Origin of the sequence: Paenibacillus sanguinis 2301083 = DSM 16941 (assembly GCF_000374825.1) — a bacterium.
Lineage (GTDB): Bacteria > Bacillota > Bacilli > Paenibacillales > Paenibacillaceae > Fontibacillus > Fontibacillus sanguinis.
This window is the reverse complement of record NZ_KB895378.1, coordinates 323,150-347,293: the sequence shown is the minus strand read 5'-3', so window position 1 is coordinate 347,293 and position 24,144 is coordinate 323,150. Positions and strand designations below refer to the sequence as shown.

At 42.0% G+C, this 24,144-nt stretch carries 21 protein-coding genes and 2 pseudogenes; 18 read left to right on the top strand and 5 right to left on the bottom strand.

What is annotated here, in order from left to right; genetic code table 11:
• The first annotated feature begins 136 nt into the window (after positions 1-136).
• From C557_RS23170 to C557_RS0107540, 12 genes and pseudogenes are all read left to right on the top strand, one after another.
• Positions 137-493, top strand: coding sequence for an HIRAN domain-containing protein (locus C557_RS23170; RefSeq protein ID WP_018751249.1), 357 nt, complete (start codon positions 137-139; stop codon positions 491-493).
• Positions 494-1,136: 643 nt separating this feature from the next.
• Positions 1,137-2,186 (top strand): Wadjet anti-phage system protein JetD domain-containing protein, encoded by a 1,050-nt coding sequence (locus C557_RS0107585; protein ID WP_018751247.1) that lies wholly within the window; start codon positions 1,137-1,139, stop codon positions 2,184-2,186.
• A complete protein-coding gene (locus C557_RS0107580; protein ID WP_018751246.1) occupies positions 2,159-3,691 on the top strand; it encodes a hypothetical protein in 1,533 nt (510 codons plus the stop codon). Before C557_RS0107585 ends, C557_RS0107580 begins: the two co-directional genes overlap by 28 nt.
• Entirely contained in the window at positions 3,675-4,451 is a 777-nt protein-coding gene (locus tag C557_RS0107575; protein WP_018751245.1) for a DUF6063 family protein, read from the top strand. The genes C557_RS0107580 and C557_RS0107575 overlap by 17 nt, the downstream gene beginning before the upstream one ends.
• Positions 4,429-8,862: a coiled-coil domain-containing protein gene (locus tag C557_RS0107570; protein ID WP_018751244.1), complete on the top strand. Its 4,434-nt coding sequence runs from the start codon at positions 4,429-4,431 to the stop codon at positions 8,860-8,862. The genes C557_RS0107575 and C557_RS0107570 overlap by 23 nt, the downstream gene beginning before the upstream one ends.
• Positions 8,863-8,889: 27 nt before the next feature.
• A complete protein-coding gene (locus tag C557_RS24905) occupies positions 8,890-9,045 on the top strand; it encodes a hypothetical protein (protein ID WP_018751243.1) in 156 nt (51 codons plus the stop codon).
• Between the two features lie 155 nt (positions 9,046-9,200).
• The gene (locus tag C557_RS0107560) at positions 9,201-9,392 is read left to right on the top strand and encodes a hypothetical protein (protein ID WP_018751242.1); all 192 of its coding nucleotides are present in this window, start codon (positions 9,201-9,203) and stop codon (positions 9,390-9,392) included.
• A pseudogene (locus C557_RS25770) lies at positions 9,380-9,427 on the top strand (hypothetical protein); the annotation flags it as partial. The gene C557_RS0107560 and the pseudogene C557_RS25770, both read left to right, overlap by 13 nt.
• A gap of 70 nt (positions 9,428-9,497) precedes the next feature.
• Positions 9,498-10,232 carry a hypothetical protein gene (locus tag C557_RS0107555; RefSeq protein ID WP_169338210.1) on the top strand — a complete coding sequence of 245 codons (735 nt, stop codon included), beginning with the start codon at positions 9,498-9,500 and terminating at the stop codon, positions 10,230-10,232.
• Positions 10,233-10,311: 79 nt separating this feature from the next.
• On the top strand, positions 10,312-10,563 hold the full coding sequence (locus C557_RS0107550; protein ID WP_018751240.1) for a hypothetical protein: 252 nt from the start codon (positions 10,312-10,314) through the stop codon (positions 10,561-10,563).
• A complete protein-coding gene (locus C557_RS0107545) occupies positions 10,514-11,362 on the top strand; it encodes a TIGR02391 family protein (protein WP_205621597.1) in 849 nt (282 codons plus the stop codon). Before C557_RS0107550 ends, C557_RS0107545 begins: the two co-directional genes overlap by 50 nt.
• The gene (locus C557_RS0107540; RefSeq protein ID WP_018751238.1) at positions 11,359-11,550 is read left to right on the top strand and encodes a hypothetical protein; all 192 of its coding nucleotides are present in this window, start codon (positions 11,359-11,361) and stop codon (positions 11,548-11,550) included. The genes C557_RS0107545 and C557_RS0107540 overlap by 4 nt, the downstream gene beginning before the upstream one ends.
• A 227-nt stretch (positions 11,551-11,777) precedes the next feature.
• On the opposite strand, the gene C557_RS0107535 is transcribed toward C557_RS0107540, so the two are convergent.
• The 5 genes from C557_RS0107535 to C557_RS0107510 all read right to left on the bottom strand — a co-directional run bounded on the left by C557_RS0107535 (position 11,778) and on the right by C557_RS0107510 (position 15,525).
• Positions 11,778-12,608: a helix-turn-helix domain-containing protein gene (locus C557_RS0107535; RefSeq protein ID WP_018751237.1), complete on the bottom strand. Its 831-nt coding sequence runs from the start codon at positions 12,606-12,608 to the stop codon at positions 11,778-11,780.
• A 591-nt stretch (positions 12,609-13,199) separates the two neighbouring features.
• On the bottom strand, positions 13,200-13,847 hold the full coding sequence (locus tag C557_RS0107525) for a flavodoxin family protein (protein ID WP_018751235.1): 648 nt from the start codon (positions 13,845-13,847) through the stop codon (positions 13,200-13,202).
• On the bottom strand, positions 13,844-14,350 hold the full coding sequence (locus C557_RS0107520; protein ID WP_018751234.1) for a flavodoxin family protein: 507 nt from the start codon (positions 14,348-14,350) through the stop codon (positions 13,844-13,846). The genes C557_RS0107525 and C557_RS0107520 overlap by 4 nt, the downstream gene beginning before the upstream one ends.
• A complete protein-coding gene (locus tag C557_RS0107515; RefSeq protein ID WP_018751233.1) occupies positions 14,347-14,931 on the bottom strand; it encodes a flavodoxin family protein in 585 nt (194 codons plus the stop codon). The genes C557_RS0107520 and C557_RS0107515 overlap by 4 nt, the downstream gene beginning before the upstream one ends.
• A 75-nt stretch (positions 14,932-15,006) precedes the next feature.
• Positions 15,007-15,525, bottom strand: coding sequence for a helix-turn-helix transcriptional regulator (locus C557_RS0107510; protein WP_018751232.1), 519 nt, complete (start codon positions 15,523-15,525; stop codon positions 15,007-15,009).
• 357 nt (positions 15,526-15,882) lie between these two features.
• Between C557_RS0107510 and C557_RS0107505 the strand changes: the two genes are divergently transcribed.
• From C557_RS0107505 to C557_RS0107480, 6 genes and pseudogenes are all read left to right on the top strand, one after another.
• Complete coding sequence (locus C557_RS0107505; RefSeq protein WP_083930095.1) at positions 15,883-16,800, top strand: putative RNA methyltransferase; 918 nt, start codon at positions 15,883-15,885, stop codon at positions 16,798-16,800.
• Between the two features lie 338 nt (positions 16,801-17,138).
• Positions 17,139-17,363: pseudogene (locus C557_RS0107500) on the top strand (helix-turn-helix transcriptional regulator); the annotation flags it as partial.
• A 134-nt stretch (positions 17,364-17,497) separates the two neighbouring features.
• Positions 17,498-18,307 (top strand): AAA family ATPase, encoded by an 810-nt coding sequence (locus tag C557_RS0107495; RefSeq protein ID WP_018751229.1) that lies wholly within the window; start codon positions 17,498-17,500, stop codon positions 18,305-18,307.
• 187 nt (positions 18,308-18,494) lie between these two features.
• Entirely contained in the window at positions 18,495-20,033 is a 1,539-nt protein-coding gene (locus C557_RS0107490) for a hypothetical protein (RefSeq protein ID WP_018751228.1), read from the top strand.
• Between the two features lie 518 nt (positions 20,034-20,551).
• Positions 20,552-22,792, top strand: a complete 2,241-nt coding sequence (locus C557_RS0107485; RefSeq protein ID WP_018751227.1) for a right-handed parallel beta-helix repeat-containing protein — start codon at positions 20,552-20,554, stop codon at positions 22,790-22,792.
• Between the two features lie 330 nt (positions 22,793-23,122).
• Positions 23,123-24,136 carry a carbohydrate-binding protein gene (locus C557_RS0107480; RefSeq protein WP_018751226.1) on the top strand — a complete coding sequence of 338 codons (1,014 nt, stop codon included), beginning with the start codon at positions 23,123-23,125 and terminating at the stop codon, positions 24,134-24,136.
• Positions 24,137-24,144: the final 8 nt, after the last annotated feature.

Below are 24,144 nucleotides of genomic sequence, written 5' to 3'. Positions count from 1 at the left end.
AGTATAAAAATATTCACCGGAGGTTCTCACATCTGAACCTTCGGTGTTTTTTTGATACAGAACGTACATTCGCTGGCAATCTATTGTCGTTACAACCCCTCATAATAGAGAAAATGCCATGAGACGGGGGAGCAGAATGGAACAACCGATATTTATTGCAATCACAGGTACACGACACTACTTTGGGGCGGATTTTCTAAAACCTGGCCAGATTGTTCATTTAATCAAAGAACCGGATAATTTACATGATCAGGAAGCCATTAAAGTGGATATGGTTCCGCTGGGGAAAATCGGCTATGTCGCCAACAGTCCACATACAGTTCCAAGAGGGTGCCGGAGTGCCGGCAGGATCTACGATACCTTCGAACATCATGTTTGCGGAATGGTACGATTTGTTGTGAAGGATACAGCGATCGTTGAGATGGCTCCAGAGATCGAAGAGATGTACATTATCCAAGCGACAAAAGACGGTGCGTTTTCAAATTGTTTGTAGGCAGGAAGAACTAGGTGGAACGTGGAATAAAACTTTGTCGGCAGATTTACCTGTCGGCCATGATGTATTAGGCAAACAAAGATCTAAGAAAATTTTGCAAGGCCCCTTCCTTATTATGAAACTGTTTGAAAACAGCCTTGGGAGATCAAAATCAGGCAATCCATGGTTATTATTCTCATCGTGACTCCATTTTTTTATCAGGTTACTGAAAGAGAAAGTAATCCGCTTGTAAATACAATGTGGGGGCACAAGGGCTTTATTCGAACTACAGGAGCACCAGTATATGCTGTCTCTTACCAACCCGGGAATGACAATGGGTCATGGTTGGAATTGTTCATAAGGATCCATTAGACATTATCGTAATCAATGAATATAGGTACATTATCCATTTTGTTCTTTCTATTCATTGCCTTAACTGTAGCTACGATAGACCTGGTCAAGATATTGCCAAAAACATCAAGCGTTTCTTTGGACGTCTTATCTTCTTTGACCGCCATTTCTTCTTTGTTAGCCAGTTCTTATAATTCTTTGATATCAGCCTCGAAATACTTAAATAGATATATGTGGAAGTAGAACCCTTTGAGATACCGTAGTGCTTTTTCTGATATACTATATTAAATCCAAATTAAGCAGGAGTTTTCATATGCACATCAAACAAATAATAGAGGAGCACATTGGTCGCAGCAGGAAATCAACGATTGCGCTTGAGGAACTGGAATCATTATTTACAAATTTCGAAGTTGATCCCCGGGAATTTGCGGAGGTGCTGCTTAAGCTGGAGCAAGCCTCTGTACTGGAGGCTGTGAAGTCGGCAGGACGCACGATGAGACAACAGGCCTTAGCCTATCGTTACCGTATCAATAAACAGTATTTAACGGCACAGCACAAACATCGGCTGCAGCAGTTTCGCCTGAGAATTCATCCGGCGATCCAGCTGGACAGCTATTTTTCGTTGCCGGAGCATCAATTTGAGCAGGATCAATTATGGATCGAACAGATCGATCGTGTCCTGAAAACTCAAGGGCTGCCGTCAACCGCGGTACCTGCCCCGGAACGGAGCTTTCAACTCACAGGCAATGAGAAGTGGATTACGGACCTAGGTGGACATGCGCTGCTAAAGCGGCTTGGTCTGTGGGAGCTACTCCGAATTCATCCGGTTTCTGACCCGTTAATGCTTGCTATAAATCCGGAATCCCTGATGGATAAGTCCTCTCACTGTCTGCATCTGATTGTAGAGAATAAAACAACCTATCAAGCGCTGCTTCCCGCTCTGCCATCCAGTTCATTCAGTACGTTAATTTACGGCTGTGGCAATAAAATTATAGGAAATCTGGATATGTTTTCGTTGCAGTACCCCGTGACGGATCGCGAGCACCTTTTCTATTATTTTGGCGATTTGGATCAAGAAGGAATCCGAATCTGGCACGAGGTAGACAAGCAACAGACCATGGTTCCGGCTCTTCCGTTCTACCAGGCATGTCTGGCACAACCGTACGTTCTGGGTAAGAGCAATCAGCGAAGAAATGAGGATGCGGTGAAGGCGTTTATTGAGTATTTCCCCCAAGATCAACAGAATCAGATTGAAACATTCCTTAATGCGGGAGGTTACTATCCCCAGGAAACGTTGACATCGCAGCAATTGCAGGAAATATGGAGGAGCGAAGAATGGAAGCTATGGACCAATTTGAATTAGAAGGCACGTTGTCCGGCTTTCAGGAACGGATATCGAAGGTGGCGCTATTCGACCCCTTATTCGAATTACAGCGAAAAAAGCAAACCGACGGAAACGGAAATCCCATTGATATGATGGAACTTGGCTTGCTTTCCTTGCTGTTCTTTTTCGAACAAAAGCTGGTAAGAAATATGAAAGCGGGCGTAAAGGATCTGGCGCTTTATCTGCTTCATGTCATCGGAGATAAGCTGCTCGTGGACATCTCCCAATGCGAAGACCTAGCTCGTGATATCATCCAGGTATTTAGACCAGCCTCCGGCAAAAAACGCGAGTTTACTTTCTTCAATTGGGAAGTGCGCGAGTATCAGTCTGTACATACTTCAATCTTGCGGGCGAACGCTTTTGATTCAAAAACCAATACTCAATATTATGCGCTGGATGAGGATGGGCTTGAACTGGTGTTTGCGACGAAGGAGTTTTACTCGGAATTCCAGCTGTCGATTCATCAGTTAGTGCTGCGCAAACAGCTTGAGAAGGGCGAGTTCCAAGGGGCACTGCGTCAGATCAACGAAATGAGGGTGGATGTTGAGTCCCTGCAGGAGCGAATGCTGAAGCTGGAGCATGAAATCAAGCGCAGCATTGTATCTGAAGAGACATTAAAGCGGTACAGTGGACTGTTGGAGGATATTTATACTCGACTCCAGCGTGAAAATGAAGAATTTGACGAGTTAAGGCAATTTGTGAAGGAAACACGAGCCCGGCTGTACGTCGACAACAATCAGGATAAGCATGAACGAGCTTACGAATATATATTGCGAATCGCAAATGAACTGGAGAAGGTGCATCTTGAACATTCAGGATTATTGCAGCAGAGTATGGACTTGAAAAATCAGGCGCTGTATTCCGCGAAAGAATCGTTGTATTACACGGGCTTAAGCTCGTTCAATTTTGAGCAGGATGTTGCGGGTGTTGTATTCGGCTTGCCGCTTCCGCTTGAATCCATGAAAGGAATTGTATCCCCGTTTATAGGGCTGGAACAGATGCGAAGCTGGTCGCCGCTGACCCTATTTGCTGAACAAAACATTGCCGGCTCAGGCGAGCCGGAACCACGGGAAGAAGGCTTTCTGGAAGCAGGGGATCATGAAGAGGGGCTACAGTTTACGATGCGGCGGGGTGCTTTTTTTAGGGGAATTATGAGACTGCTCATTCAGGAGCTTGATAAGGTATCGGAGACAGAACTCCGTCAATTTACAAAGCAGGTTTGCGAATATGGATATCAGGAATGGCTGGAATTGCGTAGTTTCTACGATTTTTGGCTCATACTGCATCAGCGAAGTCCGGTAAGAGCATTTTCCAAGGAAGAGCATAACGACAACAATACCGGACTGGAGGAAGTCTTTGGCCTGCTTGGTCAAAGGGTACTGTTGATCCAGGAGGCCCCGGGCATTGTCGAGACGGGTACGAGATATCAAATTCAGAATATGAAGCTGAAGTGGGGTGAAGAGCGAAATGGCCCATACCTATAGCAATGAAACGGTAATGCAGGCGTTCCGGCTGTATTCACAGCTGGCAATGAGCGGATTGGCCCCGAAGGACCGTCTGCAAGAATATATGGCGGATGATGAAGTAAGGGGAATTGTTGATCAGTTTGCGGCTGAAGTGGATAGCGCGGTGATTACAGCGGGGGATGAGTTATACATGATTCCCCTTGTGCGGCTATCGCCATTCCATGTGAGCAATGATTTTATGAAGAAAACCTATCTGCGCGCTTCTGCCGTCAATGCAGATCTGTATCTCATGTACCTGGCTATCATTGTGTTTATCGGCGCTTTTTATGACAGCTACCAGAGTCTGGAGCCTACCCGGAATTTCCTCCCGCTGGATGAGTGGGCAGTGCTCGTGCAAGACAGAATCGAATCGCTCAAGGAGCATGATGAGGAAGAATTGAAACGTTATGAGGGTGAATTCTCTTATAGTTGGTCGGCAATCATTGAAAAATGGGACACGATGGACGACATCAAAGAGACTGCAAAACGGCAAACAGGAAATACGATCAGCCGCCTCAGTTTTCTGGATACGGTGAGACGCTTCCTGCTGGAACAACAGTTGGCGGATGAAGTGGGCTCAGGAGAACTGGCGCTGACCGAAAAGACAAAGGTAATTGTGCAGCGTTATTTTATGGAGCTGGAGTATAACCGGGGGATATTGAATTTTATTTACAGTCTTGATGAACGGAAAAAGAATGCAGGGGGGGAGGGGGATCATGCCTTCGATCTCGAAAATTAGGTTTACCCATGTGCTCTATGAGGGCGGGAATAAAAGATATAATGACGAAATATTTCTGTTCGACGGTCATAACGGTGCGATCGTGCTGGAGAACGGCGGGGGGAAAACCGTGTTCATTCAGACAGCGCTGCAGGCGATGCTGCCGCATTCGGAACTGGCCGGACGCAAGCTTAAGGACACGCTTCTGTTAGAAAATGGTCCCGCTCATATCGCGATTGAATGGATATTAAATGACAAGCCGCGCCGCCGATATGCGGTAACTTGTGTCAGTCTGTTCCTGAGCGCCAGCGGAGTGGACTCCTATCGGTATGTCTATGAATACGGGGAGCATGATGCATATGGGCTGGATCACATTCCGTTCGTGAAGGAATACATGGGCAAGGCCCGGCCGGCCGACAAGGGGGAAATTCAGGAGTATTATTCATCGATGGCGCAGCGGTTTCCATTGACGGCGCGGACCTTCGGTACGATCAAGGAGTACAAGGCCTATTTGGAGGAGCATTTCCATATTATTGCTTCAGAATGGGATGCTGTAGTTAAAATAAATAGTACAGAGGGCGGGATTGAGAATTTCTTTGATGAATGTAAAACGACCTCCCAATTGTTCGACAGACTGCTGATCCCGACGGTAGAGGAAGCAATGGAAGGTTTCGAGCAAGGCAGCTTTGCGGGTCTTTTCGAGTCTCATCGAGAGGGCTTTAAACGGTATAAGGAATTGAAGGAGCAAATTGAGGAAAATAAACGGATTCTGCAGGAATTAGGCCAGTACGTGCGTTTATATGAAGGCCTGAATCAGGCGGAGGAGCTGTATGATGGGGCTCGCGCCGATGCGAAGGCATATCAGAGATTGGCCTTACAGCAGCACGAGGAGTATAAGTCGGAGCAGGTCGGGCTTGCCGAGCGACTGCAGTCATGGATGAAGCAGAACGAGAAGCTGCAATTACAGCTGAAGTCCCTTAAGCTTGCGGAGGCCGAGCGGGAGCAATCCATATTGATGAATCAACTGTCTCAGCTTCAGGAGGGAGTGGATGTTCTGCATCAACGGCTGAAGCAGGCGGAGCGGACCCTGTATTCGCTGAAATATGCTGAACATCGAGTGAGCCGGGAAGTAGCGGAGGCGCGTCTGCAGCAATTGAAGCAGCAGTTGGAAAGGCTGGAGCAAAGCGAGGATGAACAGCAGCTTCAGGAGCGTTGGGAGCAGAATGGCGGGGAATTAAGGTTTATTTTTGCCCGGAGTGAACACGAAATGTCCGAAATATTGAAAGGCCATGTAGCCGAGCGGGACAAGTTGAAGAAAGAAGAGGCTGACATCGAGAAGGTCATAGAACAGCTTCGCTCCGAAACTCGAATGTGGGAGTTGAAGCTGCAGGAGAAGCATACCCAGCTGGATGAGAAAAAGGAGCAGCGGTTCAAAATCTCGCAGGCGATTCTATCCAATCCTTCGCTGGAGAAGGTGGAGGAGCAAATTCCAATCTGGTCTCTACGGCAGCAGCAATTGGAAGACAAACGGATTGAGCATATGCGCCAGCTCAAGGGGATGACCGAGGAGCAGGGAGCGATTCGCAGCCGCCAGCGGGTGGTGGAGGAGGAAATTCGCAAGATGGAAGGGGAGCAGGCAAGGCTTGAACAGCAGCAGAAACAACTTATTGAGGAGCAGGGTATTCTTGTTGCTGAATTGGCTGGACTGCGCCCGAATTGGGAACGGTTGTCTTCTGTGTACGAGAAGGAAGCCTCGATCTCTGAACGGCTCCGTGAAGGAATTCAGAAGCGACAGGAACAGAAAACGATTTTCCTGCAAAAGGAACGGCTCGCCTACCGATATGTGGATGACTATAACGAGCAGGAGATTTTCTTTGCGGATTCCGTCGTCGAGAGATTAGTAAAAGCGTGGGGAAGACAATTCAGCTTGTTGCAAACCGGGACCGAATATGTGCGATCGCTAAACTTGAACGATGGAATCCGAGATCGATCGGAAGACTGTTTATGGTCTGTTACTCTGGTGACCACCGATGGGGAAAAGAAACTCCTAATGCAGAAGCTTGCTGCCGCAGGAAGTGAATTTGCGTATCCGATTCGCGTGCTTAGCACAGCGGAAGCGGCGATGAGCATGCAAGAAACGGAAGTTAAGGCGACGGAGCAGTGGATAGTTCCGACACAATGGCAAGAGAATGAGGACCCATCTGTTTTCCAAAAGTGGAAGACAGGGCTTCTTGAGCGCGCCAAGCAGGTCCGGCAAGAGCGTGTGGAGAGAGAAAAGGAACTAACGCTTTGGGAGAGGGGCGAACATCGCTTCCAGCAGTTTCTTTCGAAATTCCCGCTCTCGGCTTCCCAGGCATTGGAGCAACAGCTTCAAAGAAGCCGTGAACGGCAGATTAGTAATACACAAGAACACAAGCGAGGCGAACAGCGATTAAAACAGCTTGAAGAGACGATGGATAAATATCGTGCGGAACTGAGCGAGATGAAGGATCTGATTCATCAACTTGATGTGTGGCTGAAGGAAGGACAGCGCTTTATAATGCTTGGTGTGGAGAGGAATAAACTGGAGGAGGAGCTTGCACCAATCAAGGAGCAGTTAACCGGTCTGGAGAGACAGCTTCGAATGAAACAATACGGACTGGAACGGGTTAAGGAAGAACAGAAGGAGGTGCAGCAGGGTTATAGTGATACCAATACCCAGCTGCAATTGCTGCGTAACGATGATTTATACAATAAGGTTCAAAGCTTTACTTATGTCGATTCAGACCGTTCGATGACAGAGCTTAAGGAAGAGTATAAAGTGCTGGAGTATGAGCGCGCCGGCATGATGAAAGAACGGAATCAGTTGGAGATGGAGCAGGGACATGAACGGGAGAGAGTCATCTTTGCAGATAAGGAAATGAAGGACTTGCTTCGCGAGTACCATGATCTGGATATGCAGATGACAGTGCCTCTCGAGTTGGAATCGCAGAAGCAGGCGTTGTGGCAGCTAATTGAACAATACCGCACTGATTTGGAACAAGCGGCGGAACAGCTCCAGAAGCAACAAGCCGAGTTGCAAAAGAGTGAAGGACGCACAGCGACTTTGCTGCAGCAATTTAGCGATCAATTTCCGGATCAATCGCCGGTCCGGTTTGACGGGGACTTGGAACAGGTACAGCTGCGTTTACAGGAGGAGACCGCAAAGCTTCAGCAAGAGAGGAAAGAATGGCAGCAACGGAGTGATGCGGTGGAGCGCCAGCTTCACGAGCTTGAACGAGTGTTGCAGCTTTGGGACAGGTATACCTTGCTGCATCGGCTGGATGATGAACGGCTGAGTCCGGCTCACCTGGGGGAGCAATTATCAATGGATTTTGCCTATGCGCGTATGGACCTCAGTGAACGTTCGATCGCAGGGCTGCAGACCCATGTTCAGAGGTTGGAGAAAGAACGGAATCAGGTTCATAAAGGCAGGGACAGCTTCAAAAATTATTGCAGCACACATGTAAAAGATGTCAAGCTTCGGCAAATGGCGATCCAAGGGGTTGAACTGAAGGAATCCTATGCTGAAGTCATTGAATTCAGGCAGACGATGGAGACGAGAATCCAGAAGGCGATTCATATTATGGAGGAGACGATTCAGACCTATGATCGTGATCTGCAGGAATTTATTCAGCGGATTCACACGCATTTGAAGCATATCGTGCAGGAGCTGAGAGAGCTTCCGAAGAAGACACGAATAAAAACTGCCGATGGCTGGCGAGAAATATTTAGTTTCTCGATTCCTGAATGGGAGGATCAGGACGGCAAGGACCGCATCCGCAGCCATGTTGAATGGATTTTGGCCCAACTGGAACAGAGGCAATATATGGACGACCAGGGCAAGACGCAGCAAGGTGATATACGCAAAAGTCTGGAAAAATGGCTTGATTCCAGACAGCTGCTGCAGGTTGTATTGAAGAGTGAAGCGATGAAGGTCACCTGCCGCAAAGTGATGAATAACCACCAGGTTACGAAGGCTTCCTACTCTTGGGAGCAATCGAATCGTTGGTCCGGCGGGGAAAAGTGGAGCAAGAATATGACACTGTTCCTTGGTCTCTTGAACTATGTGGCTGAGCGCCGCCAATATATTAAAGCCAATATGAAACTGCACCGTACGGTTATTCTGGACAATCCGTTTGGCAAAGCATCTAGCGACCATGTGCTAAGCCCTGTATTTTTTATCGCCGAGCAGCTAGGTTTCCAGATTATCGCCCTGACTGCACTTGCGGAGGGGAAATTCCTGCAGGACTATTTTCCAATCGTCTACAGCTGTCGTCTACGCAATACAATCGACGCCTCCAAGCAAATCATAGAGCAGACCAAGCGTGTACAGTACGCCTATTTCAGAGATCATGCTCCCGAAACGCTGGAGCGGATCGATTCACGGGTGGATCAGCTGGGGCTGTTTTGAGAGCTAGAGAGGTGAAAGGAGCGTCCTATGAAACCGGAAATGATGGCCAAGCCTATGATTTGGAATGATGAAACCATAAAATACAAAGAAATACTTGAAGGTAGTCACTCGCGGCTCAAGGGGCTGTCCGAAAAGTCAGTAAGAACTGAAGATTTGGGCAGTCCCGATCCAATGAATAGCTAAAAAGCATACAAAAAAATCACCTTTTCTTGTAGAATGGGAGTTACCACACAACCAATTACAGAAAGGGTGATTTTTTTGCGTAATCTAACGACTACTACTAAAGAGTATATCATGCAGGAGACACTTCCACTAGGGGAAATGGAAAAAAAGAGGTTGTGAAGCGTTCCGTTATCCCGACCTTCAACCCCTACGACAACAAGCAGGCTCATATGATTCTGAATCTCGAAATGTTCATCCCTTCCCATCATATCGCTCGAGTCATTGATGAGATGATCGAAGCGATCCCGGATGAGCCACTGTTTGCCCACTACACAGGCGGGGCCGCAGCTCCTACCATCCGAAAATGATGCTCAAGGTCATTTTGTATAGCTATTCCCAATGAAGCGATAAATGTAATTGCAGACCAAATCTATAGTGGTTTAACTGCAGATGAGCGTAAAAAACTTGGTAGCTTGTCGGGCACTTTGCATTTTGTACGTTTACTTGGACTTGCTTCAAAAAGGACTTTAAGACCTAAGAAGGGCTATGACCTTAATAGCGACAATCCTAATCTTGATAGATATACTGATGCTTCAAAAGCTGTTGGGGTTGAGCTAATCTCTGATATTGATATTGAAGTTCCAGTAATCGATATGAATCTAGTCAACGAATTAATGAGAGTAAAAAAGTCTGATGAACAGCCAACCTATATTGATCCAAAAGGTGATGTCAGCACCAGAAGCGTAAAGGCTGGAGAGTACTTTTGTTTATCAATGTATGAGTTTCTGTTTCTGATGATAAGAGATGAGTATTCAGGGGTCTTCAGGAGAGATGACACTGACGATGATTGGGGAATGAAAATTGAGTTTAAATGGATAGATGCAATGGAGCAATATACCGATGGCACTTGGGGATTAAAGTCAGTAGTCGAGGATGTAGGCGACAGGAGAGTCAAAAAGTTTGTACTCCCTACTCCATTTGTGCAATATCATACACGGGGTGGAAGTAGTATCAAATCATCCATGATTGACATTGACGAAAAAGGAGAAAATGGTTGGCAGATAAAGCCTGAGTATGCACGGTTTGCGCCGCTGATGAAACAGAAACCAAGATCGGATAAGGGTAAGAAGCGAAATGCTGATGAGATGAAATCGGGTATTAAGGAAATCGTGAAAAAGCAGAGTGGTTTAGCCCGCAAGAAGGTTTAGGCGACATATATCAAGTTGGAGGTGTGATGCTAATGAGTGATAACTTGAAAAGATATTTACCAGAGGAATTCCAGATCACTTGTTTACTCAAAATAAGCTTAATATGATGGGGTTAGCGGCGACTGCAGATCATGTTGCCTATGTACTGTACCCTGAACAAAAACGGGAGTTTAAGTTGTTCGATATCAATGAAACTAGAAGACGTAAGCAACAAAAAGGCTTTTCGCTTGTAAATAAGGATATGACTGTCGAAGAAGTCCTAGAGGAGCGAAAGCGCGAGCTTGAAGTTAGAAAAAGCCAGTTGGGTGAGAAGTATGGCAAATCAAAATAGACGACCATTTAATGAGGGTGAGTTAGAAACGCTCTGTCGAATAATTGCGGATACAAATGACGGACTAACAGGCTCAGAAATCGGACATTTTCTGAATGTACTGAAGTTCGGAGATGTAGATCCTATGATGACAAAGTGGAAACGACTATATAATGCCCTTGCTAATCGTCAAAACCAAACTCAGTCGGGCAATTGCGTATTATCGTTCATTAGCAAGTCTTTGGCACCGAGTAGGTTTGTAGGTAAGTTGGATTTTTATCATGATTTGCTTGAAAAAATTAACGCCATTCTTCTGTTTCATGGTCTAGAGTTTAATGAAGATGGTAAATTTCATTCAGTACAGTCGGCAAAAACATTGTCTGAGGCAGAAATGAGAGCGTCTAAGTTGACTGAAAGGATTTCGTCTCGAAAGCTACATCCTCACTTACTTAATTTTTGTAAAAAGGAGCTTCTCCAGAATAATTACTTCCACGCAGTTCTTGAAGCAACCAAGAGTATTGCATCGATGATTAGGATGAAAACAGGTTTAACAAGCGACGGAGCAAAGCTTGTAGATGAAGCTTTTGCTGGAGACAGTCCGCGGCTAATAATCAATGCATATCGGACGGAGTCAGAGATCAGTGAGCAGAAAGGTTTCGTTAGCCTTACCAAGGGGTTGTTTGGAACATTTAGAAATCCCACGGCTCATGCGGCAAAAGTCGAATGGAACATGTCAGAAGAGGATGCCATCGATTTATTTACGTTAGCTTCATATGTATTACGGAGAATTGAGAAAAGTGATATGGAGGCGAAGTTATGAAAGCATCGGTGGATGTTATGAAGCGACTGGAACTATTATTTGAAGAGTATGAAAAGGAAGTGTCCGATAAATTGAGCAGTGGCTTGATTGCCGAAAATACTGCTAAGACATACCTTCTTCACACAGGTAATTTTATTAAATGGTGTCGGGATGAATTTGTTCCGGGAGCAAGAAATCTAAAGAAATAATTCTTGTGGGTCACTCGATCCCGATACGGTTATAAACATGACAACGTGGTTTAGGTATCCCGTTATTTTGGAATAATGCGTGTGTTGACTCTGTTTACTCCTCACATGTGGAATGTTGCTCACTGTTGGTGCGAAAGGACAATTAAATCGGAGATGTATTGGCGGAAATAACAAAGAGGTGTAGCGAACCCCTCTTTGTTGTTGACTTAATATAGTATGTAGTAACTTTAGCCTAACGAGGTTATCTTTTGTGCAATCACTTTAGTCATGGCATGTTTGTGAGGAATACCTGATGAATTGCAGTCAAAAACAATTTCTGAACTATCCTTAATTAGCCAGTCGTGATAGTGTGTGAGTAATTCACCAGAGTACCACTTAAAGGCATTTGGTTCTTTTTCAGGTGGGGGAGCAATAAACGGTTTATTTACAAACACATTAAAGACATGCATGCCGTTTTCATTTGTAAACTTCTTATAATTATCGAATATGTCTTTACGATATTCTGGTTTTATGTAGTGCAGCACCCCACTAGAAAAGATAATGTCATAATGAGTATCTAAACGATAATCTAAAATATCTGCCTTAAAGGCATTAACATGAACCCCAATTTTTTCAGCAAGACTTCTTGTTTTCTCAATACCTGCGTCCGAAACATCAAATGCGCTAACATCATATCCATTTCGTGCAAAGAATACTGCGTCTTTCCCTTCGCCACATCCGACATCTAGTAATTTTAAGTGTTTTGTTGGCGGCATAAATTGTAGGACTTGATAACATGCACTATTAGGCTCAGTACCCCAGTAATACTCTTGTGTTTTATATTCTTCTTCATAAATAGTAATCCGTTTGTCTTGCGCTACATACCCAAGAAGTTTATCGATGCTTACTTCTAAGGTTCTTGATAACGTAGGTAATAGCGAGATATCAGGCATTGTCTGAGCATTTTCCCACTTGGATATTGCTTGAAAAGAAAGCCCCAGTATTTGAGCAAGTTCTTCTTGTGTAAGTCCCTTCTCTTTGCGGTATATGCTTATATTTCTTGCTAATTTCTCCTTCATATCTCTCACTCCTTCATGTAAACCAATTTTATTGGAACTGCTGGAAATGAACAATAACTTCATATTTGATTTTTTTTAATATTCAACCACCAGTTGAACGACGAAATAGCCTACTGATTATTTGGAGTGACAATAAGCAAGTAACAAATAAACATTCATCAGGATAGTGAGCCTTACTTCCGTAATTATTGCTTCTGAGCCGAAGTTAAGGTTTGTCATACCCGCCTGAAGTTTTAGCGAATATCATTTGTACGCACAAAGAAACCCCCAATTGATATCAAATGAACTAAGGCAGGTGAAAGAGTTTGGAAAAGATGTCTTCTATTAAAGAAGCCAAAGAGATATTGGGTCTTTCTTACAACATCGTGTACCGGTTAGTCATGGCACTATCAATGCTGTCAAAATCGGTGGTTCTATTCGTATCTCTCAAGCGGAATTTAGAAAGTTTATTTTTGAAGACATTAGGGGGAAAGCATAAGAAGACTCTTTGAATGTTTCTGACTATCAGCAAATCCATAGTATCACTTCCATGATACGCTTGGATGTATATTTTTTCTTTAAGCTGTTGTATGCGATATTACCTTTTTCATACTAATTCACGTCTCCCTTATAACATAAATCCTTTTTAGATAAACCATTTGCTTTGGCTCGTTTATTCCACACTAAAATTAAGGCTCCCATTTTCCAAGCAAAACATGGTATATTGGGAGATACTATTATATTATTACCGCTATTCAAGCCACTGATTGTTTTTGCAATTTCATCAAGGGCTTTCCCTAAATTTATACTTGGCCCTTTTCCTATTGGCAGTTTTGAAAGGGAGCCATACATATCGCCGGCACCGCTTCCAAGAGCCTGGCCCCATGTAAGTCCCGTTTTTTTACACCAATGCTTCATCATGTCAATTGCAATCTTTGAATGTTCACCCTCGTAAAACCCGCCGTTGACAATTGTATAGATAACAGGTTTTTTGATGGACTTGCCTCTTGCATAGTTTTGGATCTGAGATAATGAATATAAGAAGTGGGACGGTAAAGAATCCATGTATATTGGCAATGCAAAAATGACCGCATCAACGTCTAAAATTTTTTCGATTTTCTCAGTAGAAAGTTCCTGACTGCTAATATGGAATTCCTCAATTTGAGCATTTGACGACAGCTTGGTTTTCAAATATTGTAAGAGCAGCCCTGATGTGCCCCCATTAGGCTTAGGGCTTGCATTAACGAACGAGAGTCTCATAATTTCAATCCTTTCAATTCACTTATCGATGTACAGAACTTTGCAATCGGCTTATTTTTTGTGTTAAATTGATGGCTATTGTTTAATAGAATTTGTTCCGCAGTTTCTTTTTCTTCCTGTGTTATGTCCTCGCCATAAAAATATATCTGGATTACATTTATTCTTTTTTTGTATCGCATTTTATGACGGCTAACTCCATCACGCATTTCAAGATAAGGCAGTAAGTAGGATAGACTTCTATCAACGATGCTTTTTACAAAAGGGCTAAAACCACCGTAATAACAGCGGCTAATAATAATGATGTCATCACAGCAAGTAAGCATATTCCCTAACTCACTATATTTATCACCTATCACACATTTTGTTGGTGTTTTCAGCCAACAACCATAACACCCTAAACAACTCTGGACTTTGTCTTTTGATGAAATAACCGTATCGCAATTTTGTACTTGAACAATATCTTTAAAGTCCTGTTCAGATAAATCGTGTATATATATTTTCATAGTGTAATGCTCCTGTTTTGGAGCGTAGACAAAATATCATCAGCAAGTTTGCCTGCTACAGTTTTTGCCCTACTTTCAAAGTCTTCTGCACGGCTGTTTGAAACAACATATGTTCCTGCTAATTTTGTTTGGAATATACTTTTTTGTGAGGCGTCGAACATTCTATGAAAAGCTTGTGTTACGAGATCGGCATTGCCATTTTCTTCACCCATACAGGTAATTAGACCTGCAACGGTTTTTTCATCAAGTAACGGTGTGTACATAAGTGCAAAACTTCTATCTAACAAAGGCTTGATTTGTGAAGTTAATTCATAACAATATATAGGAGAAGCTATTATGATTGCGTCGGCTGAAATCATTTTTGAATAAACATCATACATATCGTCTTGAAGAACACAACCTGGTGAATCTTGTACCTGCATACAGGCATAGCAACCACGGCAACCACTGATTTGTTTTTCTGCAGCATTTACCCGAATGATCTCATCCCCCTTTGCTATGATCTTTTCTTCAACAAATTTCAATACCGTTGCTGTTTTTCCTGCTTTTTGGGGACTTCCTAAAATGGTTAAAATTTTCATCTTGATTCTCCTTAAATTATATCATTGTTATATATATCGATTCGATACTATGAACATTAAGAAACATACACTCAACTATTCCTCTAATTGAATAATCAATTCATTGCACCAAATAATTATTGCTTGAAAATAATGAACGCCACAAGTAACAGTAGAATACGCAAAATTATGTTTTATATTATAATTATTTTCCGCGTATTCTTTTTGCCCATTCAGTTGATTCAAATGTTGTTCTAAAACTTTAACAAATTCTTTCAGATTTTTAATTGCCACTTCAGTAGATAAGTACTTATAAAAATAAATATTTACCAAATAATTATGGTTTGCTTTTACGAACTCAATAGGCTGCTCAAGCCAGTGAAGAAAATATTCTTTTCCCAGATCGGAAATAGAATACAGTTTTTTGAATTTACCGTCCTCTACTGATTCCCGATAAATAATATAACCTTTTTGCTCCATTCTCTTCAGAGCAGGGTATATGCTACCGAAGCTTGCATCAAAAAAGTAAGAGGTACACTCTGACATCCATTGTTTCAAATCATATCCGCTCATTTCTTTTTGCATAAGCATCCCTAAAATTATATACTCTAACATAAGCATCCCCATAACGTTTATTTATATATCGAATTGATATACAAAAATTGTAACAACAATACATTTGTTTGTCAATTGAAATTTGGTGCATATCTGATATTGTAAATATCGCATCGTTGCTAAAGCCCAGTTTATTTGATAAGATGGCAAAAGGTTTTGCAAAACATGGAATAGATATTTCATGCATAGTTTTAAGCTGTTATGAGGAGATGCTTTTCTTGATTATCAAATTCATTCGTTTACGTTAATGGAAGGTACAGGCTATTTATACTCACGTCATTTTTTAAAACTATGACTTGGGTTTATTTAACTGTACCTTTTTCATTTACTAAAATGAATGAATGAGGTGTTTTTAATTTGTCCGAAAACAATCGAAAAATTACAAACGCACGTCTTCTCTCAGAGTATGAAAACATTTTTAGATGCCCAATATGTTCAAATCCAGTTGAGGTAGTAAATTTAAGGAGTTTAATTTGTTCCAATCATCATTGCTTTGATATATCTAAGCAAGGATATGTTAACTTATTGTCCCATCCCCTTAAAACAAAATACGATAAAAAACTGTTTGAATCTCGAAAAATGTTTAGCCAAAGTGGCTTTTTTGACCCGTTGATTGCTCAGATTTGCGACAATATGTTAGAAGAGTTGAAACTAGCGAGTAAATTCATAAAAATATTAGATGCTGGATGCGGTGAAGGTTCACATTTGTCCAATATACAGCATAGGATAATTGAACAATCGCAATGTAACATGTTGGGAATAGGTGTTGATATTTCTAAAGAGGGAATCAATATTGCTTCAAGGAGTCCTTCCAAAACAATCTGGTGCGTAGCGGATCTTGCAAAGTGTCCATTCATTGATAAACAATTCAATTTCATATTGAATATATTATCGCCATCCAACTATTCTGAGTTCCATAGAATGCTTACGGATGATGGAATGGTTATAAAAGTTATCCCCGAAAGTAAGTATCTTCAAGAATTAAGAGGGATATTTTACAATCAAACAGATAGAACTGTATATTCAAATGAAAATACATTAGAGCTTTTCAATCGTAATTTTGATCTTGTTGACATCCAGCGTGTTCAGTACGGTGTAACAATGGAAAATAAGTACATGGAGCAGTTGGTTCATATGACCCCCTTGTCTTGGGGAGCATCGGAAGAACTTATACAACAAGTTCTGGGTAAGAATAAATTGGAAATCACTTTTGACTTTTTAGTCTTGGTGGGGAAGAAAACTTACGATCAAAGAAGCTTACAAGGAATATTTTAATGTGAAGTGTATATAACATAGAGTCAATAAAACAGGCGTGCTATTAAGTACAAATTTTCAGGACATGATTAAAACAGGGCTGTTGTGAGTCATAGTAGAACGATCCACCTTGCATAAGTTTGGTGGATCGTTTTACGTATTAGTTGGTACAGTTTAATATCAGCCACATCATATTTATTATTTTCTACCGTCAGCATTCATCCCATGTGGAGTGCGTAGTATTGATGGAGGAGCGAGCCTAAATAGGTAGGCTGCGCTCTTTGTTATATGAAATGCAAATTACTTAAAGTGCTAGTTGAAAGTTAAGTATAGTGGTATTCAAAAGTGAGGATTAGGTTATGTCAAAAAATGATCATATGCTAGCCATTCTGTGGATGCTGAATTCGGGGCAGAAGTGGACCGCAAAGCAGATATCGGAAAAGTTAGAGATCCATATAAGAACCGTTTATCGGTATATGGATGCGCTGTGTGCCAGTGGCGTTCCGATTATATCGGACACCGGGCACAATGGCGGGTATAGCCTGCTGCACCGTTTTATTCAATCCCCACTGCTGTTTAGTATGATATTTCTACGAGTTAATGCATTCAATCCAGGGATAGCATAAGGAATATGAAAATCCCCGCAACTCTAAGAACGCATGTCTTTTTTTCTGGTAAGATAGTTTTATGTGCACAAGACATGAAAAGGAGCGCGGTAATGATTTATTTAAGAAGCTTTCAGATTTCTAACCATACGAGTTCCAATCCTAATATTTATCCTGACTATGTATTTAAGCATTTGGCAGGAGAAGTGTTTTTATTTGATCGAATTACGGTTCTATATGGTAACAACGGTAGTGGTAAATCCAGTCTGCTCAATATAATAGCTAATAAGCTGGAGATCACTGGGGCTGAGAAGATGGTAAGCTATGGAACCAACAGCTATGTGCAGCGGTTTTTAGATTTGAGTAGCTATCAGCTTGGAAATGATGAAAAAGAGCAGGAAATAAGGCGAATTCCTAAAGAAAGCCGATATATGAAATCCGAAGATATATTGTATGAAATAAAAAAGATACAACAATCCGCTGTGCTGCGCGAGGGGTTATTATACGAAAAGGCTAGTAAGGGATTGAGCAAAGAACAAATAGAAACATATGAAGCATCGTATGATTTTAAAAGGAAATTAGAAAACATTCGTTTCTCACAGGAGAAATATTCTAATGGGGAGACTTCTATGCAGTTTTTTGAGGAGTATTTGCTGCCTGGGAATTTATATTTATTAGATGAACCAGAAACATCACTTTCCCCTGCCAATCAGATCAAATTGGCTGAGCAAATTAATGAGATGGCGAGATATTTTGATAATCAATTTATCATTGCTACTCACTCACCCTTTGTTTTAGGTACATTAAATGCAAAAATTTATAATTTAGATGTCAGCCCTCTTCAGACAGCTGAATGGTTTCAATTAGAGAATGTACAGTTTTTTTACCGTTTTTTTGATAAATATAAGTCCTATTTTGTATGAGGATAAAGAGGAAATGCTCTTGTCCTACCCTGAGCTGCTAAACTCATTTGATAGTGGAGCCACAACCAAAATTAACATTTATAATCCGAAGTTGTAGTTCTGTTGTTGGTTCTATTTTGCTATACACATGTGGTAGTGATGATTTTGTGGAGCAATGCAGAAAGTGAATTACAACTGGAGGATGAAAATGAAAAAGAAAATTCAAATAATATTTTTTTTACTACTAATAATATTGTCATTAACCGGTTGTATTCCGGAAGAAACAGAAGCTGATTACAGTATTTATAATGGCTACTGGTCAGTGGATGGATTATCACATGAGGAAATTGTTACATTGGGAGGAGCCGAACTGAATGGTTCTATAGAAGAGAAGAATGTGTTCAAAGGCTCCATTTTTACGCAGCAGGCATCTACACAACGATTTGCACGTATTGCTAACATAACAGGCGAGATTACGGATAATAAACTATCCTACCATTTTACAGATGATGGCTTTGGAAATAGTGGAACCTTGCAGTTTCAATTTTCAAAGGATTCAATTAACGTTGAAGTATCTGATTATCATATGTCAGATAAAAATGCATCCGGCTATGGCATCAGCGGAGCCTATGTATTTATAAGGGAGCAGCAGGATATTGATCGGGCAAATAAGGATGAATTGCGAAATGATTTTACAATTATTTCGGAGCAGTCATTTCAGGTTGAATTGAATGAATGGGGAAAAGTGAACTTTGTTTCTGGATATTATGGCGAAGGCAGAACAAGAGATCTAGCATTTTACATAGAAAAAAATGGGGATGTTCTGTATGAGCTTCCAACCGAAGAAGCTGATAAAGGATTGCTTGATAACGTTCAGGCAATTGGGTTTAGAGATGTTAATAAAGATGGGAGAAAAGATGTCATCGCCATTTGTACGTATTATAGTGGTGCAGGACCGGAAGGGGCGATTCCAAGAGCTTATGCAAGAATTTACATGGCAGGTAATAAAGAGTTTGTGCTTGCAAAGGACTTGTCGGATGAATTGTATTCAAAATTAAGTGAGGACCAGTATACAATCGATCATATCTGTGATTATATCGCGGAACATAGACTATCAGATGGTTCAGATCCTGGCTCGAATAAAAGGAATCAAGCATATGCAGCAGCTATACAGAATTTGGTGCAAAATTATATTTTTCCGGATGGTACAGAGGCTCCCTTTGATGAAACCTATCCAATGGAGGATAACAAGTATGCAATTATAGATATTGATAATGATGGAAAAGATGAGTTGATTATTAATTATAATTCAATTTACACTGCAGGTATGCGATTAGATGTATACGAGTATCAAAGCGATACAGCTCGTATGATTTCTGAATTAAAGGGCTCTCCAGCAGCTTCCTTTTATGACAATGGTATGGTCACAATAGATGCATCGCATAACCAGGGCAAATCAAATATAGATGATTTCTGGCCATATAGTTTATTCCAATTTGATTCAGAAAAAAATCAATATATTTTTATCGCAAACGTAGATGCATGGCAGAAATCTCTTGATGAAACAGCCTTCCCAGACAATATAGATGTGGATGGAGATGGTGTGGTTTATTATCTGATGGATGCATCCTATGAAAATCAACTAGATATTTTTGATAATGCAGAATATGAAGCTTGGCGTCAAGCGTTCTTTGAATCCGCCGATGAAGTTCAAATAGATTACCTGCCCCTCCCTGCGGGCTTATAATGTGCTTGCAGCTACGGCTGCAAGTCCATGTTACTATATATGAAATTCAAATCAGCTGCCAAGACCCTGTGCCCATCCAGTACGGCGTCTTTGACAGCTGTTAGTTTGCAGCCTGTTCACCAAATTGGGTGCAGGTTCACGTTATGCTTATAATCTCCCCTAGTGATTGATAAATATCGCTTAATAAATCCACGGTAAAACAGACATGAGAATCAACTCATGCCCTCAGCTCATTATATAAATAGTTCAAGTCTCTGATTACAGTTTAGTACGCCCCCTATTACAGCTCGATTCCACTATCCTTCTACTCAACAAAGAAGAGGTTACTAATAAAATGGCTGGATTGTTCATCGAAGGAAAATTTTTCCGATAGAAACATAAACTTTAAGCTGGTATAAGTCGATAAAATAATCAGGGCTGATATACATAAATTTCTATATTAGAACATACCTAGCAGTAATTTAAGCCCAGGCGCAGGAGCCGTATCTAAACATAGAATTCATTACAGGAGGCAAGCTATGAGTAAGAGGGTAGGCATTAAATTTTTAGTGGTAATTATGATGGTTTATGTATTCATTTTTAATCTGGATGGGAACATTGCAAGGGCAAATTCCGTATATTATGTTTCTACAACGGGAGACGACATCACCGGAACCGGTACACTATCAAATCCATGGAAAACCATACAAAAGGCAGCAGATACTATGAAGGCCGGAGATACTTGCATTATACGAGGTGGTACATACCGGGAAACGGTAACACTTCGTACTTCTGGAACCTCTGCAAATCCCATAAACTTTAAGGCTTATACAGGAGAGACCGTAACGGTGTCCGGTGCCGACCCGGTTACTGGCTGGAACAATTACTCCGGGTCCATCTATTATGCGGAAATGACGGATTCCCTTGGGACAAAAGATCAGATATTTGTTGATCAGCAGATGCAATTTGAAGCCAGATGGCCCAATTCACCCATACTTGATCCCTTAAATTCAACATTGGCAACAGTTGATTCCGGCTCCACTACAACTATCAAGGATGGGGACTTAACTCAAGCACCAGGGTACTGGGTTGGGAAAATGGTATGGAGTGTTCCGGGTACAGGCTACAAATCTTATAAAAGTACTATTACCAGCTCAAGTAATGGCTCTATTACCTTTGATAAAATGGCTACTGCAGCGACAGGCGGTAACAGCTATTATATTACTGGTAATCTTGAAGATCTTGATAGTGCGGGAGAATGGTATTATGACAGCAATACTAGCAGGCTTTATTTATGGGCACCTGGTGGAGCTGATCCGAATACTTTGACCGTAGAAGCCAAGAAGCGGACTTATGCATTTGATTTAAGTTCTCGCTCTTACATAAATATTACCGGAATTAATATCTTTGCCTCCAGCATTAAAATGTCTAATTCTAATTACTGTAAAGTGTCTAATATGATGGCGGAGTATGTCAGTCATGATTCGGATGTTACCCGCCAATACAGTACAGGAATATTTATGTCCGGTACCAATAATGAGCTTAGAGACAGTACTTTGACCTACAGTTCAGGTAATCTGGTGAGTATACAGGGAACAGGAAACAAGGTAATTAATAATCTTATTCATGAAGCAAATTATTCGGCAGCGGACATTCCAGCAATCTATCTACTCGGGGCCAACCATTTAATCAGCCATAATACGGTATATAACGCCGGACGTCATCTGATATTTATGCCTACCCAAAATAGCAAGATCCAATATAATGATCTGTACAATGCAGGAAAGCTGACAAGAGACTTGGGAACACTCTATGATTTTGCCTGGGATGGGCAAGGGACGGAAATCCACCATAATTACATCCATGATAATCTTGCAAAGAATTATTCTGGTACTGGTATCTATTTGGATAACGGCAGCAAGGGCTATATTGTGCATCATAATGTTGTTTGGGGGAACTATTCAGCGATAAGATTGAATACACCCAGCAATTTTAACCTGATTTATAACAATACCACCTACAGTAACGGAAATGTAGGATATTGGGGAAGTAACTTTCAGTCAGATATGTACGGCGACAGAATTTTCAACAATATCTTTACTACAGCCTTCACACTGCCTGGTACTCATACGGAGGGCAATAATATTACCTCAGAGACCAATCCGTTATTTGCAAATCCCACAGCAAATGATTTCAGGCTGAAGTCCAGTTCTCCAGCTATTGATGCAGGGGCTGTAATACATGGAATCACGGATGATTATGTTGGTGCGGCACCGGATATTGGAGCATATGAGCTTGGTGGAACTGACTGGACTGCTGGGCATGATTTTTCTTCACCTCCGGACCCGGCTTTTGAGAGTATCAGCTTATCTTATGTTAATAACGTAAGGCAATCTGATTTTGAAAAAGGAATAGTCTCACCATGGACAGCAACATATTCAGAGAATGCTGCAAGTGTATCGGAGCCAAGAAGCGGCTCCAAGAGTGTAAGACTGGGAACCGGAGAAGATGGTATCGAGCAGGTACTTACGGGGCTAAGTCCTAATACCAGCTATATATGTACCGCCTGGGTTAAGGCAGATCAAGGAGAGCAGATTCAGATTGGCGTTAGTGGCTTTGAAGGAACGGATGCATTTGCGACATCTGATAGCACATCCTGGACAAGGGTAAACATTCCTTTTACCACCGGACCAGACGCTGCCAGAGCAACAGTGTATGCCTACAAGAATCCTGGTACAGGATATGTTTATGTGGATGATTTTGGGGTAGTCGAGCAATAAATGAGTGACATCATTAAGATGTGGAGTATGTGGGATAAATGCAATGATCAAAATCCAGGACCTTTGTCCTATTGGAATTATTTTCATGTTACTATATCATCTGAATTGTAATAATATGTTTAACCTACTATAATTATAAATTTAACTTAAAAATTTGTAAAAATTAGAGATTTAGCACAGATAGATGTTGGAAATGAGAGTCTTGTCGGCATTGTCGAACCTTGGATGCTTGTTATCGTGCTTATTCATATGCATTGAAATAGTACGGTTTCAACCTGTGATATGCCTAATGGGTGTGTCGCAGATTAATAAAAACAAGGAGGTTTGAAAATGAAAAGCAAGCGGTTTTCTTTTAAAGGCATCTCTCTGTTGGTGATTTTAGCGGTATTTTTATCTACGTTTGGAGCCGTTCTACCTTCGGCCAGTGCAGCCGCCAGAGGAGCATGGGCTCCAAATACGGCTTATGCCGTAAATGATACGGTAACTTACAGTGGGAGCACGTATACCTGTCTTCAGGCACATACTTCCCTCGTAGGCTGGGAGCCAACCAGTGCCCCTGCTTTATGGCGAAAGGGCAGCAGTGGCGGCGGAACTACACCTCCAACCCAACCTCCAACTAACGGAGCGATCTTCTATGCAGATATCAACTATGGCGGGAAGGCTGTAACATTGGGAGTAGGCAATTATACTTTGTCTCAGTTGAATGCGAAGGGAATTCCAAATGACTGGATGTCCTCGCTTAAGGTGCCTAGTGGCTGGACGGTGGAAGTTTATCAGAATGATAATTTTAGAGGAACCAGATGGACCTTTACGGCAAGCTCCTCCTGGGTTGGCAATGCGATCAATGATAAAATGTCCTCGGTTAAGATTTATACCGGTTCACCTTCTACGGTAACCAAGCCTGGCGAAGTGCCAAGCCACATCTGGAACTATGTGATGAATGTGGACAATAAGTTTGGTAAAGGCGGAGATTTTGCGTTATTGCTGAGCGCTGTAATCAAGAAGGAAAGCAGCTTCGGAGCAGGCTTGCCAGGCAGCCCGTCGGCTGGCGATGGCTTGATGCAGGTAGAACCTAACACACGTAATGCTTATTTATCGCAGTTTAGCTCAAGATTTGGCCGTGCCTATAATCATGGTAGTGAACAAGACCAGGTATGCATGGGCGCCTTGATTTTGGAAGAGAAGATTAATAGATTCGGCGGCATTTATAACGGCTTACTGCGCTATAACGGTGGGGACAACTGGTATCCGGGAGCTACTGATTCCTATGGTCGTCCTATTTTGGCCGATCAGTATGCCAACTCTGTGTATGCCACATACAAGAGTTATGGTGGCAGAAACTAGCATATCCC